Annotated in this window: 11 protein-coding genes; 5 read left to right on the top strand and 6 right to left on the bottom strand. The window is 67.1% G+C overall.

Features of this window, described 5'->3' with window-relative positions:
* Positions 1 to 473: 473 nt before the first annotated feature.
* Positions 474 to 1,325, bottom strand: a complete 852-nt coding sequence (locus tag AC5P60_RS06075) for a LysR family transcriptional regulator (RefSeq protein WP_483693246.1) — start codon at positions 1,323 to 1,325, stop codon at positions 474 to 476.
* A gap of 160 nt (positions 1,326 to 1,485) precedes the next feature.
* Between AC5P60_RS06075 and AC5P60_RS06070 the strand changes: the two genes are divergently transcribed.
* Entirely contained in the window at positions 1,486 to 1,839 is a 354-nt protein-coding gene (locus AC5P60_RS06070; protein WP_005409979.1) for an SMR family transporter, read from the top strand.
* Entirely contained in the window at positions 1,839 to 2,162 is a 324-nt protein-coding gene (locus AC5P60_RS06065; protein ID WP_111172503.1) for a DMT family transporter, read from the top strand. Before AC5P60_RS06070 ends, AC5P60_RS06065 begins: the two co-directional genes overlap by 1 nt.
* Positions 2,163 to 2,302: 140 nt before the next feature.
* Here AC5P60_RS06065 and AC5P60_RS06060 read toward each other — a convergent pair whose 3' ends face one another.
* The 3 genes from AC5P60_RS06060 to AC5P60_RS06050 all read right to left on the bottom strand — a co-directional run bounded on the left by AC5P60_RS06060 (position 2,303) and on the right by AC5P60_RS06050 (position 6,780).
* Positions 2,303 to 5,251: a TonB-dependent receptor gene (locus AC5P60_RS06060; RefSeq protein WP_111172502.1), complete on the bottom strand. Its 2,949-nt coding sequence runs from the start codon at positions 5,249 to 5,251 to the stop codon at positions 2,303 to 2,305.
* Positions 5,252 to 5,320: 69 nt separating this feature from the next.
* Positions 5,321 to 6,265, bottom strand: coding sequence for a FecR family protein (locus AC5P60_RS06055; RefSeq protein WP_184013527.1), 945 nt, complete (start codon positions 6,263 to 6,265; stop codon positions 5,321 to 5,323).
* Positions 6,262 to 6,780 carry a sigma-70 family RNA polymerase sigma factor gene (locus AC5P60_RS06050; RefSeq protein WP_005409975.1) on the bottom strand — a complete coding sequence of 173 codons (519 nt, stop codon included), beginning with the start codon at positions 6,778 to 6,780 and terminating at the stop codon, positions 6,262 to 6,264. Before AC5P60_RS06050 ends, AC5P60_RS06055 begins: the two co-directional genes overlap by 4 nt.
* Before the next feature lie 150 nt (positions 6,781 to 6,930).
* Between AC5P60_RS06050 and AC5P60_RS06045 the strand changes: the two genes are divergently transcribed.
* A complete protein-coding gene (locus AC5P60_RS06045) occupies positions 6,931 to 7,320 on the top strand; it encodes a VOC family protein (protein WP_005413725.1) in 390 nt (129 codons plus the stop codon).
* A 195-nt stretch (positions 7,321 to 7,515) separates the two neighbouring features.
* Positions 7,516 to 9,495, top strand: coding sequence for a choline BCCT transporter BetT (gene betT, locus AC5P60_RS06040; protein WP_106550530.1), 1,980 nt, complete (start codon positions 7,516 to 7,518; stop codon positions 9,493 to 9,495).
* A gap of 69 nt (positions 9,496 to 9,564) precedes the next feature.
* Here betT and AC5P60_RS06035 read toward each other — a convergent pair whose 3' ends face one another.
* Positions 9,565 to 12,192 carry a TonB-dependent receptor gene (locus AC5P60_RS06035; RefSeq protein WP_483693245.1) on the bottom strand — a complete coding sequence of 876 codons (2,628 nt, stop codon included), beginning with the start codon at positions 12,190 to 12,192 and terminating at the stop codon, positions 9,565 to 9,567.
* 352 nt (positions 12,193 to 12,544) lie between these two features.
* Positions 12,545 to 13,522: a zinc-binding dehydrogenase gene (locus AC5P60_RS06030; protein ID WP_049452563.1), complete on the bottom strand. Its 978-nt coding sequence runs from the start codon at positions 13,520 to 13,522 to the stop codon at positions 12,545 to 12,547.
* Between the two features lie 430 nt (positions 13,523 to 13,952).
* On the opposite strand from AC5P60_RS06030, the gene AC5P60_RS06025 reads away from it, so the two are divergent.
* The gene (locus AC5P60_RS06025) at positions 13,953 to 16,316 is read left to right on the top strand and encodes a ribonucleoside-diphosphate reductase subunit alpha (RefSeq protein WP_414489877.1); all 2,364 of its coding nucleotides are present in this window, start codon (positions 13,953 to 13,955) and stop codon (positions 16,314 to 16,316) included.
* Positions 16,317 to 16,382: the final 66 nt, after the last annotated feature.

The raw sequence follows: 16,382 nt of genomic DNA, 5'->3' as shown, positions 1-16,382 counted from the left end.
GCCCATCGTTGATCGGTAGTGCCGGCCGCTGGCCGGCAACCACGGGACACTGGGATTGCCGGCCAGCGGCCGGCACTACCTCATCCAAGCGCGTCGGCCCACCACAGTGCGGCCGGTCCCGGCGGGGTGTCGCGACGCCACAGCAGTGCAACGACGCGCAGGTGGCGGCGGTGTGTTCGGCGCTGGATTACGCGCTCGCCCATCATTGATCGGCAGTGCCGGCCGCTGGCCGGCAACCACGGGACACTGGGATTGCCGGCCAGCGGCCGGCACTACCTCATCCAAGCGCGTCGGCCCACCATAGTGCGGCCGGTCCCGGCGGCATGTCGCGACGCCACAGCAGTGCAACGACGCGCAGGTGGCGGCGGTGTGCTCGGCGCTGGACTACGCGCTCGCCCATCGTTGATCGGTAGTGCCGGCCGCTGGCCGGCAACCACGGGACACTGGATTGCCGGCCAGCGCCCGGCACTACCTCATCCCAGTGCGTCGACCCACCACAGTGCGGCCGGTCCGGGCAGCGTGTCGCGGCGCCACAGCAGGTCGCTGTGGATGCGCCGCGGCCAGCCCGGCAGTACCAGTTCCACCAGCCGCCCGCGGTCATAGCGCTGCACCAGCGCCCGCGGCAGTTCGGCCCAGCCGATGCCGTCCTCGGCCATCTCCATCACCATCAGGTAGTCGGTGGCGGTCCAGGCCAGGCCGGTGACCACGCGCGATTGATCGACTTCCGCGCTCAGGCGCACCTGCCGATGCCGCGCCAGCTGAGCGGCGTCGCGACGCCCGGCACTGGCCAGCGGGTGTTCGCGCGCCACGTACACCGACAGTTCGCTGTGATGCGCCAGCGGCCGCGCCACCAGCCCATCGGGATAGTGCTCCTGCCTGGGCAGCAGGCCCAGCGCGGCGCGACCACTTCCGACCAGCTCCAGCACGTCCTCACCCTCCGCATCCAGCCATTCCAGTTCGATCTCTGGGAACGCCTCGGAGAAGCGCTGCAGGATCCGCTGTTCGGGATCAAGCTGGTAGACATCGGAAAACACCACGGTCAGGCGCGGCTCGACCGGTGCGGCCAGGCGCACGCTCAACTGTTGCAGGCGCGCATCGGCAGCCAGGATCTCCTGCGCGTGGCCAAGTACCTGTCGCCCGGCCTCCGTCAGCTGCGGGTAGCGCCCGCTGCGATCGAACAGGCTCACACCCAGGTCGGTTTCCAGGTGGGCAATGGCGGTACTGACCGTCGACTGGGTCTTGCGCAGCCGTCGCGCGGCGGCCGAGAACGAGCCCAGCGCCGCGGCTTCCACGAAGGCCTGCAGGGATTCAGGGGAGTAGGGCATATATCCATCGCTCCTGTCGATGGAATCCATTTTGATTCCACCGTAAAAGGCGATGATACTGGCCGCCGTCGCCCCTGTCTGCGGGGCGTTCCGGACCCTCCACGCTCGGCGTGGATCCATTGATGAGGCGGCGTGGTCCCCGCCCTGCAAGGAGCTTCACATGTCCCGTACTGTTCCCGCCCGTGGCGCGCTGGTCGCCTGGGCCTGCCTGACCGTGGCGATCGTCGCCGAAGTGGTCGGCACCTCGTTCATGGCCCACGCCGCCCGCGATGGCGGCTGGACCGGCTATCTGGTCATGGCCGGCGCGCTGGCGCTGTCCTACTTCTTCCTGGCGCAGTCGGTGCGCCGCATCGCGGTGGGCGTGGCCTACGCGGTATGGGAAGGCCTGGGCCTGACCCTGCTGACCGTGGTCGGCCTCACCGTCTTCGGTGAAAGCCTGTCGCTGCAGCAGCTGGCCGGCCTGGTGCTGGCGGTGGTCGGCATCGTCTGCGTCACTCTCGGGGAGGCACACTGATGAACACCCTGGCCCTGCTTTTCGTGATCTGTTCGGCGCTGATCGACGTCGCCGCCAACATGATGGTGGCCAAGTCGGAGGGCTTCCGCCGCTGGCGCTGGGGCGTCGGTGCGATCGTCATGGTCTGGATGGCCTTCGCCCTGCTGGGCCAGGCCGTGCGTTACATGGACCTGGCCACCGCCTATGCGATGTGGGGGGCAATCGGCGTGATCGGTACCGCCACCTGCGGCCGCCTGCTGTTCGGCAATCGCCTGCGTCCGATCGGTTGGGTCGGCATCGCATTGGTGACCGTCGCGGTACTGCTGCTGAGTACCGCGAAGTAACGCGTCGCCGTGCCAACCAAGGTTGGCATCTACCGGTGCGGAAGCGCTGTGCCAACCCAGGTTGGCACCTGCCAGAGCGTGAGCCGCCGCAGGCAAGCGCCCCGAAGGATCTCTCCGGGGCGTTGCTGTTTCTGCAGCAGTTAGAACCGTGCGGTGAAGTTCAGCCGCGTGGTGCGGCCCGGGCCCGGCATCAGGCTCATCGCCAGCGTGTCCATGTAGTAGGTGTTGCGCAGGTTGCTGACCACCAGTTCCACTTCGGCCTTCGGGGTGAACTGCCAGCGCGCATAGAAGTCATAGATCGCGGTCGGCAGGTAGATGTTCTGCAGGCCGGTCGAGCCGGTGGTGTTCCAGGGCTTGTCCAGTTCATGGGTGGGGCCGCTGTTGTAGGTGCGGCGGATGCCGGTATCCAGCCGCTTGTCGAACAGGCGGAAGCCCAGCGTGCTGTGGATTGAGTACTTCGGCGGGTTCTGCGCGTTGACGAACGAGGTGCCGAAGCCGCCTTCCACGCAGTCCGGTGTGGTGTCCAGCTTGCTCCACTTCGCATACGGGTCTTCGCGCAGGCGTTTGGCAGTGGCCGCATCGCAGGTGCGCGCCCGCTGGTAATAGCTGGCCGACAGGTCCAGGTAGGCGATGCCGGCGTCATAGCCGGATTGCAGCTCGTAGCCGGATACCGTGTAGTTGTCGACATTGTCGACATAGAACGCCCAGTTGCTGGAGTCGAAGCGACGGGTGATCGCGTTGTCGATATCGTTCTTGAACCAGGCCACCTTGAATGCCAGGCGGTCGCCATCGCGCCACAGGTCCTGCTTGAGCAGGCTGAAGCCGATGTCCCAGGAACGGTTCTTCTCCGGCTTCAGGTCGGCCACCGGTGCCGAAGTGCTGTTGCCCAGCGTCGATTCGAACAGGCTGGGCATTTTCCAGCCCTGCGCGTACTTCACGTAGAAGAACATGTCCTCGTCGAAGTTGAAGCGGGCCTCGGCATACGGTGCGAAGCCGTGGCCGGAACGGCGGATCGCCGGCTTGTAGCCCCATGCGGTAGGAATCTGCTTGGTATGGAAGCCGTTGGCGCCGCGCGGGTCGGGAATGAAGCCATCGAAGTCGTAGCTCTGGCCCAGCGTGCTGTCGCCGTAGGGAGTGGCCCGCAGCGAGTCGTAGGTGTAGTTGCCCTGTGCATCCGGGTACCACTCCTTGTACCAGCCCGGCAGCAGCTGGCCGCCCTTGCTCAGGCGCGCGAAGGTATAGCGCAGGTCGCGCGATTCACTGACGAAGGCGACCCGATTGCGGTCGCGGGTGCGGTAGTCGATGAAGCGGCCGCCAGCGGTCAGCGACAGCCAGTCCCAGGGCTGCCATTGCAGCGACGCCACAACGCTGGCTTCGCGGCGCGTGCCGGAGCGCAGGTAGCGGTTGTTGTTGTAGTCCACCGGCAGCACCGGTGAGTTCGGTGCGGTGTCCTCGTGCTGGAACGCAGCACCATAGCGCAGCGTCCAGTCGCCCAGGCTGTTGTTGAAGCGGGTGGTGTTGCTGCTGTCCACGCCCCAGCGCCGGGTTTTCACGTCCGACTGCAGACCCGGGCCATAGGTCTCGCCCAGCGTGTCCGGCATCTGGTCGTTGGGCACGTCCTTGAACAGCGGCGTGTTGGCGATGTTGCTGTTGAACATGCGGCTGGTGGCGGTGGTGAACCACAGCGTGCTGCTCAGGTCCAGCCACGGGTGTGCCTCGGGCCGGTAGCGGTGGCGCAGCGAGGTGGCGTTGAGCCGCATCTTCCCGGGCTCGAACTGGAACATGGTGTTGGCCTTGTCCACATAGGTCACCCATTCGTTGGACTCGCCGACACGGCCGATCGCCGACGGCATGATCTCGCCGAAGCTGGAGTTGAAGTAACGGTGGCTCAGCTCAAGCCGCTGGTCGGGGTTGGGCGTCCAGGTGAACTTCAGCAGCGCCGATTCGTTGTCGGTGTGCGTGTTCAGCACCTCATCGCCCGGATGGTACATGTCCGAAACCGCCTGGCTGGACATGCCGGTACCGCCGCTGGACAGGTGCTGGTCGTCGTAGCGGTGCGCGCCGTTGCTGCCGGCGAAGTAGTTGCCCTGGCGGCGCCGCGCGTAGGCGGCCACCAGCTGCCAGTCTTCGCCGCGCTGGGCGAAGGCCACGCTGCCGTTCCAGTCGCGCGGGTCGCGCAGGCTGTTGCGGTTGTCGCTGCCGCGCGCGATCTGCCTGAAGGTGCGGGTGCGGTCGATGCTGTTGTCGGCCACGCCGCCGCGCACGCGCAGTCCCCAGGCCTGGCCGTCATCGAGTATGTCCTCGGCCTTCAGCGTTTCCATGTAGACCACGCCACCGATCGCGCTGGCGGCATTGGCGGCCAGGCTCGGTCCCTTTTCGATGCTGATCGCGCTGATCAGGTCCGGGTCGAGGTAGCTGCGCTGCTGCACGCCGGCATAGCCGCGGTACACGTCGATGGCCTGCTGGCCGCCGTCGATGATCACCGGCACCCGGTTCTGACCCTGCAGGCCGCGGATGTTGACGTCCAGCGCACCACCATTGCGTACGTCTCCGGTGTGCACGCCGACTGCGCCGGCCAGCACATCGCCGATCGACTGGCCGCGGAAGCGTTCCAGCTGCTGGTGGTCCAGATGCACGCGCGAGCCGCTGTCGCGGTAGACGGCGTCGGCATCGGCCAGCCCCCACGGCGAAGCACCTTCGCTGGCCTGGCCGGCCACGCGCAGGGTGCCGATCTGGCGTACGCCGGCGTCGGTGGCCGGGGCGGCCTGCAGCACCACGCCGCTGGCATCACGCTGGAACGAAAGGCCGGTGCCGGTGAGCAGCTGTGCCAGCGCGGCCTCGGTGTTGAGCGAGGCCTGCACGCCACCGCTGTGCCGGCCGCGGGTCAGGCGCGCATCGGCAGCGATGGACAGGCCGGACTGCTGACCGAACGCGGTCAAGGCCTGGTCGAGCGGACCGGCCGGGATCTGCCAGCGAACGGCGGCGGCAGCATCCTGTGCGTGGGCGGCGGCCGGCAACAGGCACGGCGTGGCCAGGGCCAGGCACAGCGCGATGGCAAGCGGGCGAGGGGAAGGGCAGGGTAGTTTCATGGGGGCGGCGACATCCGCAATGGGTTCCCTTGTAGTGCCCGCCGAGCGCGCAGAAAGGGAACCGCGATTTCAACGCGGACGCACAACGGTCCACCATGGCCAGCGCTGCTCGATGCGGATCGGCAGGGCGCGCGCCAGCAGTTTCAGGGCCTGCAGGCTGTCCAGGCGCGGCAATACCGCGGTGACATTCAATGCGGACAGTGCCGGATCACAGCCCAGATAGCCCCGATGGTGACGGGCCAGTTCGTCGATCACCCGGATCAGTTGCGTGTCCTGCACCTGCAGGCGTCCGTCCTGCCAGTCGCCGCGCAGAGGATCGGCAGCGACCGTTGTGAGTCCCCCCATCGGTCCGATCTGCAGCGCACTTCCCGCAGGCACATCCAGCGCCGCGCCGAACGTCGGCAGGCACCGCACCACGCCCTCGAACACGTCCAACCGGCTGTGCTGGGCTTCGCGGCCGACCGCGAAGCGGGTGCCGATCGGCTGCAGGCGCGCGCCGGGTACATGCACGCTCAGGGGCAACCCGGTGAATGCTGGGTGGTGGCCGGTCTGCAGCAGCAGTTCGCCGCGCAGCAGATGCAGGGCGCGGTTGCCGTTGCCGATGTCGACGGTCACTTCGCTACCGGCGTTGAGCCACAACTGGCTGCCATCGGCCAGCGTCCAATGACCGGTGCGCCCGGCAGCGGTGCGTTGCGTCTGCAGGTGGCGCTGCGCCTGCAGCCCGTGCAGGCCGAGAAGCGAGACCGCACCGATGCCGAGCGCGCCGCCGAGACTGCGAAGTGCGCGGCGGCGGCGATGGCCGGCGGCATCGAGCGCCGTTGCTGCTGCCGGTGCCGACAGCGGGGCGAACGACTGCCAGACCGCCTCGACCCGGCGCCAGGCGTCGGCGTGACCGGCGTCGGCCTGCAGCCACGCACGCCAGTGTTGCTGGTCGTCGTCGCTCCAGCCCTGTTGGCGCAGCGCGAACCACTCTGCCGCCTGCTCCAGCGCCGGGCCGGCCACTGCCGCGCTCATGCCGCCGCGTCGCCGGACAGGCGCAGGCAATGCAGCATCGCCTGCGCCATGTACTTCTTGACCATGCGCTCGGACACGCCCAGCTGTTGGCCGATCTCCGCATAGCCCAGTCCGGACAGCCGGGCCAGCAGGAAGGCACGCCGTGGCCGCTCGGCCAGGCCGGACAGCATGTCAGCGATGGCATGCAGGAGCTGCAGCGCCTGCGTGCGCTCCTCCGCAGAGGGATGCACCGGCTCCGGTTGTGCGGCCAGCGCGGTCAGATAGGCGCGCTCCAGGTCCGCGCGCTGCCAGTGATTGACCAGCAGCGCGTGCGCGATGGTGCTGAGATAGGCGCGGGGCAGGCGCAGTTCGGACGGATCGACGCGCCGGCTGAGCAGGCGCAGGAAGGTGTCCTGGGTCAGGTCGGCGGCGCAGTCGGCGTTGTGGGTGCGGCGGCGCAGCCAGCCCAGCAGCCAGCCATGGTGTTCGCGGTAGAACCCCGCCAGCGCGGTGCTGGAGGCGGCGGGCACGGCCATCGGCACGGGTCATTAATGAGAATGATTCCCATTATAGGGCGATCGGGCGGCGCACGACAAATCCTGCGCATGCCGCAGCAGGAGAGATCGCCGGATTTGCGATGCCCGGCGTGCTCGCCGACACTGCGGCTTTCCACAAGGAGTGCCCGCATGTTCAGCCACATCACCGTAGGAACGAACGACATGGATGCCGCGCGCCGCTTCTACGATGCCCTGTTCGCCGCGATGGGGGCACGTCCGGGTGTGTTCGACGAAAAGGGTCGGCTGCTGTACTTCAAGGATGGGCGGATGTTCGGCGTCACCGCGCCCATCGATGGGCAGCCTGCATGCCATGCCAACGGCGGCACCATTGGTTTCACCCTCGACAGTGCCGAGGCCGTGCGCGGTTGGCAGGATGCTGGCGTGGCCCATGGCGGTACGGCCATCGAAGACCCGGCTGGCATCCGCAGCATGGCCGGGCGCCAGCTGTTCCTGGCCTACCTGCGCGACCCGGACGGCAACAAGCTGTGCGCGGTGCATGTGGTGCATGTGATGTCGTGATTGGACAGTACGCGCGTGGCCGCGATGCACGCGGTCCGCGCGCGGCTGCGCTCGCAGGTACGCTTCGGCGCGCGCGTGATAACACGGAATGGCGGGCCGGGCCTGTGACCACAGGCCGCAACTTCATGCTCTGTCCACTGCGGTTCAGCCAGAATCGGTCGGCTAATTCCTTGATCTACCGGAGAACGCCGCCCCATGGATGTACTGGAGCCGCAACAATCCCCGGTGCGCACCCTTCGGCCTGTGTTCGCCTTCGCGGCGATCGTTGTCGTGGCGTTCGCGCTGTTCGTCAGTCTGTTCCCGCTCGGTGCGGGCCGCCTTCTGGTCAAGGCACAGGACTGGGCCGCACTGAATGTGGGCTGGTACTACCTGCTGGCGATGACCCTGTACCTGGTATTCGTGGTTGGCGTGGCGCTGTCCAAGTACGGCGGCATCAAGCTCGGCGCCGACCATGACGAACCGGAGTTCAGTTACCTCTCCTGGGCCGGCATGCTGTTCGCGGCGGGCATCAGCATCACGCTGTTCTTCTTCTGCGTTTCCGAACCGCTGACCCACTACCTGCAGCCGCCGCAGGGCGATCCGGCTGCGGGCGAGGCCGGTGCGCGCCAGGCCATGCAGCTGCTGTTCCTCCATTGGGGCCTGCATGGCTGGGGCGTGTTCGCGCTGGCGGCGATGGCGATGGCCTACTTCGCCTACCGCCACAACCTGCCGCTGGCGCTGCGCTCGGCGCTGTACCCGCTGATCGGCAAGCGCATCAACGGCCCGATCGGCTACACCGTGGATGCGCTGGGCATCGTCGCCACCGTGTTCGGCATCGGCGCCGACATGGGCTTCGGCGTGCTGCACCTCAATGCCGGCCTGGCACACCTGTTCAACATCCCGCATTCCAACCTGGTGCAGATCATCCTGGTGGTGGCGATGATGGGTGCGGCGGTGGCCGTGGCCGTCTCTGGGGTGGAGAAGGGGGTGCGCTGGATGGCCAACATCAACATGCTGCTGGCGATCGCGCTGGTGCTGTTCATGCTGTTTGCCGGGCCGACGCAGTACCTGTTCAGCACGCTGATGCAGAACCTGGGCGACTACCTGGGCAGCGTGGTAGGCAAGAGTTTCGATGTGTATGCCTACGGCGGCCGCCCCGAATGGCTGGGTGGCTGGACGGTGTTCTACTGGGCGTGGTGGATCGGCTGGGCACCGTTCGTGGGCTTGTTCATTGCACGTATCTCGCGTGGCCGCACCATCCGCGAATTCGTGTTCGGCGTGCTGCTGATCCCGCTCGGCTTCACCCTGGCGTGGCTGTCGATCTTCGGCAACAGCGCGCTGGACCAGGTGCTGCACCACGGCCAGCAACAGTTGGCGCAGCTGGCGGTGGATGATCCACCGACGGTGCTGTATGCGTTGCTGGACGGCTACCCCTGGAGCCGCGCGGTGATCACGGTGACGGTACTGGTCAGCTTCATCTTCTTCGTGACCTCGGCCGACTCGGGCGCGGTGGTGTTGTCCACGTTGTCCTCGCATGGCGGCGCACCTGAGGACGACGGCCCACGTTGGCTGCGGGTGTTCTGGGGCACCGTGATCGCAGTGCTGACGGCGGGCCTGCTGCTGGCCGGCAGCATCGACGCACTGAAATCCGCGGTGGTGCTGGCGTCGCTGCCGTTCTCGGCGATCCTGTTGTTGATGATGTGGGGGCTGACCCGCGCCTTCAGTGACGAGTCGCACCGCAAGCGCGCGCTGCAGTACCGGCCGTCGCCGTTGATCGGAGACGATCGCCACCACCAGGGCTGGCGCCAGCGCCTGAGCCAGGCCATGCACTTCCCGGTACGCGACCAGGTCTACCGCTTCATGGATGACACGGTGAAGCCGGCGATGGAGGCGGTGGCCGAGCAGCTGCGTGGGCAGGGCTGGGATGTGGCGACGCGCTTCGAAGCGGGCGACATGGAGCTGACGGTCAACCATGGCGAGCAGCAGGACTTCCTGTACCGGGTGATCCTCAGCGGCTACCTGACCCCGTCGTTCGCCGCGCAGCAGCTGCGCAACCAGCGCTACTACCGCGCCGAGGTGCACCTGTTCGAAGGCAGCCAGGATTACGACCTGGTCGGCTACAGCCGCAAGCAGATCATCAACGACATCATCAGCCAGTACGAACGGCACCTGCAGTTCCTGCACCTGAGCCGGTGATGCGGTGGGTGCGGACCGTTGGTCCGCACACCCTGTAGAGCCGAGCATGGCTTGGCTCTACAGCGACCATCAGAACCGGTAGCGCGCCCCCAGCGAGACGAACTGCCCGCGCAGGTTGTACTGGCTGATGTCGAAACCGTTGGAGCCACCGGCGGGGTCGAACGGCGGGTCCTTGTCGGTCAGGTTCAGCACCGACAGCGACAGCGTGGTGTTGGGAATCCCTTCGTAGGCCACGTACAGGTCCAGCTGGTGATACGGCTTGATGCGGTCGCGCAGGCCCGGGTTGCTGGTCGCTGTCGCCACACGCTGGTCATAGCCGCTCACGTACTGCAGGCTCAGCGTGCTGCTCCAGTCGCCCACTGCCCAGTTCAACGACGTGGTGCCGCGGGTGCGCGGCAGTGCGCCGTGGCGGTTGTTGCCGGCCCCTTCATACGGTGCCTGGCCGGCCACCAGCGGCTGCTTGAAGCTGAGCAGGTGGGTCCAGCTGCCGGCCACGGTGAAGTTGCCCCAGCCCTCGGTGCGGAAGGTGCGGTTGGCTTCCAGATCCAGACCCGAGGTGGTCAGCTCGCCCTGGTTGGCGTACTGGTTGGTGATGAACTGGATGCGCCCCTGTGCATCACGCTGCACGCGTCCGGGGAACAGTGTCGGGTTGTCGACGATGAACTGCGCGCTGTCCGGCTTGACCAGGTTGTCCTGCTCGATGCGGTACCAGTCCAGGCCGATGCTGGTATCGCCATCGGGCGACCACACCGCGCCCACGTTGAAGTTGCGCGAGCGTTCGGCCTTCAGGTCCGGATTGCCGGTGCGGATGTTGGTCACGCCACGGCTGCCACCGGGCTGCAACGGATCCAGCGGATCGATCACCGAGCCGTAGCTGACGGTCTGGCCCGGCGCGATCTCCGGCAGCGACGGTGCACGGAAGCCACGCGAGAACGAACCACGCAGCAGCAGGCTGTCCAGCGGCTGCCAGCGCAGCGCTACTTTCGGCGAGAACGCGTTGCCGAAGTCGTCATAGTGGTCGCCACGACCGGCCACCTGCAGCTCCAGCGTGCGGTGCAGCGGCACGCTCAGTTCGGCGTAGGCGGCGCTGACCTGGCGCTCGCCGTTGACCACGTTGATGGCCGGGCGCAGTTCGGTGCCCGACAGCACCTGCGCACTGGTGCGCGCGTCCAGTGATTCCTTGCGGAACTCGGCACCCCAGGCGAAGCCGACCGCACCGGCCGGCAGCTCCCACAGCGAGGTCGAGGCCTTCACGTTCAACGAATGCAGCTTGTACCAGCCCGGACGCTTGGTCTGCAGGCGCAGTGCATCCAGTGCCCCCGGCGTGGCGGACGGGTTGAGGAAGTTGTAACTGCCATCGCGCAGGATCTGCTCGAACGCGTAGCGGTTGACGAAGTTGTCGACGTATTCGCGCTGCGCGCTCTGCGAGGTCAGCGCCGCCACTTCCCAGTCCCATCGCTCGCCGCTGCCGCGCACGCCGGCCAGCGCACGGTAGAACACCTGGGTGTTGTCCTTCAGGCGCGGGCCGAGATCGAAGAAGGTGTACTCGAACGGCAGCGGCGCGCTGCCCGGGTTGTTCGGGTGGCCGACCGGCAGCACCGCCGGCACGTCGATCAGGGTGCCGGTGGCCGGGTTGTAGGCACGCAGGCCGGGGCCGACGGTCAGCGGCGCGCTGAAGATCTGGTCGGCCTTGTTGTGGCTGTACAGCACATCGGCGAACGCCTCGACGCTGTCGTTGAAGCGGTAGGTCGCGCTCAACGACGCCTGCAGGCGCTCGGCGCCGGGCTGCAGGGTCTTGAACGGCTGGGCGTTGAAGGCGCAGGCCTGGCCGGGCAGGGTGCTGCCGAAATCGCTGTACGGGCGCAGCTGGCTGCCATCCGGGCAGTTGGCGAACGGTTGCGGTGCGCGCGGGTTGGACAGCCAGTTGCCACCGGCGGTGGACCAACCGGCCAGGCGACCGCCGGGCTTGTCGCGGAAATCGCCGCTGCGGGTGTAGGCACGCTGGTCGGCGTCGAGGCGATCACGCTTGAGCAGGTCCAACCCGAACAGCACGTTCCAGCCCTGCTGTTCGAGATCACCGAAGCCGGCCAGCAGGTTGGCCTTGTGCTCATCGACGCCGCCCTGGGTGGCGGTACCGAAGCCGCCGCCGACTTCCACGCCCTGGAAGTTCTTTCGCAGGATGATGTTGATGACGCCGGCGATGGCATCGGAACCGTACACCGCCGAGGCGCCATCCTTCAGCACTTCGATGCGTTCCACTGCGCTGATCGGCAGCGCGTTGAGGTCGACGAAGGTGTCCTGGGTGTTGAGCGCGAAACCGAAGTTGGAGACGCGGTAGCCGTTGACCAGCACCAGCGTGTTCTTCGGAGACAGGCCACGCAGGCCGATCGAGGCCGAGCCGGCGGCGAAGCTGCCGGTGTACTGTTCGTCGAAGCTGTTGCCGGCATTGGCCGACAGGTTGCGCAGCACGTCGGTGAGGGTGGAGCGGCCGGTCTGCTCGATCTGTTCGCGGCTGACGATCTGCACCGGGTTCGGCCCGGCGGTATCGCTGCGCTTGATGTTGGAGCCGGTCACCTGCACGGCGCCGAGGGTGGTGCTGTCCTTGCCGGTGTCGGCGGATTCAGCGGCGCCGGCTGCGCCGGCGGTGAGGCCCAGCGCGATCGCGCCGGCAAGCAGGTTCAGGGTGGTGCGGTACATGGAAGCGACAACGCCGAACGGGGGAGGAGCCGTCAGTACCGCACGCAGGCACGTGCGCCTTCCAATGACGAAAGCGCATTCAGTTATACATCACAGGTTCTTAACGAAAGTCGGTGCCTCCGTTGGAGCAGACCCACTCGGTGGGTGCGGGACCGATCTTTGGTGGGTGCGGACCGTTGGTCCGCACACCCCTGGAGGGTCACAGCCCTTTCCCTGTGGAAAGAAGCCTCATACCCCCCGCGCTACGCGCGAGAGTCGACTGACAGTCGACTCTACCGGGACTGCGCCACTACCGGGACTGCGCCACTACCGGGACTGCGCCACCACCGGGACAGCGCCATCCGCTGAGGCATCAAGGCCGCAGCAGCACCTTGCCGTTACGGCCCGAACCGGCGCCAGCCTTCGCTGCCTGGGCGATGTCGTCCAGTGCGAAGATCTGCTCCACCGGCAGGGTCAGTTCGCCGCTCGCCGCACGCTTCAGCAGTTCGCCAACCAGCCGGCGCTTGTCCTCCACCGCCATCGCCTGGCTGACCTTGCTGCCCCAGAAACCCTTCACCGTGGCTTCCTTGTAGATCAGGCCGCCGGCGGGAATGCGCATCGGTTCGCCGCTCATCACTCCGAACGACACCAGGGTGCCGTGGTGGCCGAGCAGGTCGACCAGGTCACCGCTGGCGTCGCCGCCGATGGAATCCACCGCGGCCGCAGCCTGTGCTTCGCCGGTCGCCTCACGCACGCGATCCTTCCAGCCGCCCAGCGAGGTGTCGAATACATGAGCGATGCCCAGCGCCTGCAGCTGCGCGACCGCATCGGCATTGCGCACCAGGTTGGCCACATGCACGCCACGCGCCCGCGCCAGCATCGCCAGCGACTTGCCCACCGCGCCGTTGGCGGTGTTCTGCACGATCCACTGGCCCGGCTCGACGTGCAGGAACTCCAGCAGCATCAACGCGCTCAGCGGCATGGCAATCAGCTGCGCGGCCATTTCGTCCGGGATCGCCTCCGGCATCGGAATCACCATGCGTGCCGGCGCAATGAACGCTTCGGCCCAGGTGCCGTGCACCGAGGCAGCGGCCACCCGCTGGCCGACCTGAAGGCCGTCGACGCCATCGCCGAGTGCATCGATCACGCCCAGTGCTTCACTGCCACCGATCGCCGGCAGGGTCGGCTTGTAGCCGTACAGGCCGCGCACGGTCAGCAGGTCGTGGTTGTGGATCGAGGCCAGCACGGTGCGGATGCGCACCTCGCCGGGGCCGGGCTCGGGCAGGGCGGCGTCGGCGATGGCAAGGACGTCGGCCGGATCGCCGAAGGAGGGGTACTGGGCAGCGCGCATGGGCGGTGTTCCGGGGAAAGTTGATGTTGTACCGAACTGGGGACGCAGGCGCTGTCGACAAGGCGCCGCAGGTGCAACACGGCATCCTGCGACTGATCGTCGCGACATGTGTTGATTACCGCATCTTGTGTTGACGGGTTTGGATATCCCCACTATGTTGTGGCTGTCACTCCCGGTCAGCCGCCGTCGCCGGACATGCAGCAAACGTCCCGCGGCCCGCCCCTGAGGCTTGCCGTGTCGACGCGGCCGCCATCGTGCGGACGCAGGTCGCCCCCACGGCCCGGATACCGGCCGCAGGCGCAGGCAGATGCCGACGACCTACGTTCCCGTGCCCTGGCAATCCACCCGTTCGCCCCGTGCGCCGGTATCGCGTTCAGGGCCGCCATGGCATCGACCGCCAACGCGCGCGCGAGCCTGGAGTTTCACCACCATGACCGACAGTACCTTCCGCGTGGCCGATCTGGCCGGCGCTGGCGACGCCTTGCGCGCCGGTGGCGAGCGCGTGCCGACCTGGATCACCAAGGAGGCCGGCAACCGCCGCCTGCCGTTCGAGGCCGAACGCCTGCAGCGCAGCATCGACGCCGTGCATGCCGAGTTCCCGCAGCTGGACGTGAGCGACTACCGCCGCGTGGTGCAGGCGATGGTCGAGCGCAAGCCCAGCATCAGCGCCGATGACCTGGTCGATCTGCTGATCCGCGAGGCCGAGTCGCGGGTGGACCTGGTCGCACCCGAGTGGGAACAGTTTGCCGCGCGCATCTACCTGCGCCGCCTGTACAAGCGCGCCAGCCGCAACCGCTTCTACGACGTCGGCCTGAAGTACGGCTCGTATGTGGGCCTGCAGGAAAGCCTGGCCGACCGCGGGATCTACAGCAACGACATCCTGCGCTGCTATTCGAAGGAAGAGCTGCAGCAGGCCGGCGAGATGATCGATCCGGAGCGCGACCGACTGTTCGCCTACAACGGCCTGTACCTGCTGGCCACGCGCTATCTGGCCAGCGATCGCAGCCGCGAGGTCTACGAGCTGCCGCAGGAGCGTTGGCTGACCATCGCGCTGTACCTCATGCAGGAAGAAAAACCGCGTGAGCGGCGCATGCAGCTGGTCGGCGAGGCGTACTGGGCGCTGTCCAATCTGTACATGACGGTCGCCACACCAACGTTGGCCAATGCCGGCAAGGTGGGTGGGCAACTGTCCAGTTGCTTCATCGACACGGTGGATGACAGCCTGCAGGGCATCTATGACTCCAACACCGATATCGCCCGTGTGTCCAAGCATGGCGGCGGCGTTGGCGCCTACCTGGGCTATGTGCGCAGCAGTGGCGCACCGATCCGTGGCGTGGCCAATTCCTCTGGCGGCGTGGTGCCGTGGATCAAGCAGCTCAACAACACCGCGGTGTCGGTTGATCAGCTTGGCCAGCGCAAGGGCGCGGTGGCGGTTTACCTGGACATCTGGCACCGCGATATCGAAGCCTTCATGGACCTGCGCCTCAACAACGGCGACCAGCGCCTGCGCGCGCACGATGTGTTCACCTCGGTGTGCGTGCCCGACCTGTTCATGGAAGCGGTGGAGCGCCGCGCCGACTGGTACCTGTTCGACCCGCACGAGGTGAAGCAGGCCAAGGGCTGGTACCTGCAGGACTTCTACGACGAGAAGCGCGGCTCAGGCAGCTTCCGCGACCGCTACGCCGAACTGGTGGCCGATGAGCGCATCAGCCGCCGCACGGTGAAGGCCATCGATCTGTTCAAGCGGATCATGCTCAGCCAGCTGGAAACCGGCAACCCGTTCCTGTTCTACCGCGACGAGGTCAATCGCCGGAACCCGAACAAGCACGCGGGCATGATCTATTCCAGCAACCTGTGCACCGAGATCCTGCAGAACATGAGCCCGACGCGGATGATCCAGGAGATCGTCAGCGGCGACCAGATCGTCACGACACGCCGCGCCGGTGACTTCGTGGTCTGCAACCTGTCCTCGATCAACCTCGGCCGGGCGATCAGTGCGCCGGATGACCTGCTGGCCACCGACGTGCTGGAGCGCCTGATCCCGATCCAGGTGCGCATGCTCGACAACGTGATCGACCTCAATGCGTTGCCGGTGCCGCAGGCCACGATCACCAATCGCAAGTATCGCGCCATCGGCCTGGGCACGTTCGGTTGGCACCACCTGCTGGCGCAGCAGGCAATCCAATGGGAATCACCGGATGCCGAGGCGTTGGCCGACCGGCTCTACGAACGCATCAATTTCCTGACCATCCAGGCCAGCGCGCAGCTGGCGAAGGAGAAGGGCAGCTACCCGATGTTCGCGGGCAGTGACTGGCACAACGGGCGTTACTTCCGTGACCGCGACTACAGTGGCGCCGCGTGGGACAGCCTGGCCCACGAGGTCGCCACGCACGGCCTGCGCAACGGCTGGCTGCTGGCGGTGGCGCCGAACATGAGCACCGCGCAGATTGCAGGCTCCACGGCCTCCATCGACCCGATCTACAGCGCGTTCTACTACGAGGAAAAGAAGGACTTCCGGCGGCCGGTGGCGGCGCCGGGCCTGTCGCTGGAAACCTGGCCGTACTACGAGAAGGGTGCCTACAAGGTCGACCAGTTCGCCAGCGTGCGCCAGAACGCGCGCCGCCAGCGCCATGTCGACCAGTCGATCAGCTTCAACCTGTACGTGCCCAGCACCATCCGCGCGAGCACCCTGCTGGAGCTGCACCTGAGCGCCTGGCGCGAAGGCCTGAAGACCACCTACTACGTGCGCTCCAACGACATCGACATCAGCGAATGCGAGTGGTGCTCCAGCTGATCACCGGCGACCCACGGTAGTGCCGGCCGCTGGCCGGCAACCCCGCGATCTTCGGTAGTGCCGGCC

This window comes from Stenotrophomonas sp. YJH_SMC_120, assembly GCF_059368675.1.
Note: the sequence above shows the minus strand (reverse complement) of the source record. Positions and strands in the feature narration are given on the sequence as shown.

What these genes read in the sequence shown, in the direction of transcription:
- AC5P60_RS06045 (WP_005413725.1), top strand. Translation starts at nt 6,931, where the DNA reads ATGTTCAGCCACATCACCGTAGGAACGAACGACATGGATGCCGCGCGC.
- AC5P60_RS06065 (WP_111172503.1), top strand. Translation starts at nt 1,839, where the DNA reads ATGAACACCCTGGCCCTGCTTTTCGTGATCTGTTCGGCGCTGATCGAC.
- AC5P60_RS06050 (WP_005409975.1), bottom strand. Translation starts at nt 6,780, where the DNA reads ATGGCCGTGCCCGCCGCCTCCAGCACCGCGCTGGCGGGGTTCTACCGC.
- AC5P60_RS06070 (WP_005409979.1), top strand. Translation starts at nt 1,486, where the DNA reads ATGTCCCGTACTGTTCCCGCCCGTGGCGCGCTGGTCGCCTGGGCCTGC.
- AC5P60_RS06035 (WP_483693245.1), bottom strand. Translation starts at nt 12,192, where the DNA reads ATGTACCGCACCACCCTGAACCTGCTTGCCGGCGCGATCGCGCTGGGC.
- AC5P60_RS06025 (WP_414489877.1), top strand. Translation starts at nt 13,953, where the DNA reads ATGACCGACAGTACCTTCCGCGTGGCCGATCTGGCCGGCGCTGGCGAC.
- AC5P60_RS06075 (WP_483693246.1), bottom strand. Translation starts at nt 1,325, where the DNA reads ATGCCCTACTCCCCTGAATCCCTGCAGGCCTTCGTGGAAGCCGCGGCG.
- AC5P60_RS06055 (WP_184013527.1), bottom strand. Translation starts at nt 6,265, where the DNA reads ATGAGCGCGGCAGTGGCCGGCCCGGCGCTGGAGCAGGCGGCAGAGTGG.
- AC5P60_RS06060 (WP_111172502.1), bottom strand. Translation starts at nt 5,251, where the DNA reads ATGAAACTACCCTGCCCTTCCCCTCGCCCGCTTGCCATCGCGCTGTGC.
- betT (WP_106550530.1), top strand. Translation starts at nt 7,516, where the DNA reads ATGGATGTACTGGAGCCGCAACAATCCCCGGTGCGCACCCTTCGGCCT.
- AC5P60_RS06030 (WP_049452563.1), bottom strand. Translation starts at nt 13,522, where the DNA reads ATGCGCGCTGCCCAGTACCCCTCCTTCGGCGATCCGGCCGACGTCCTT.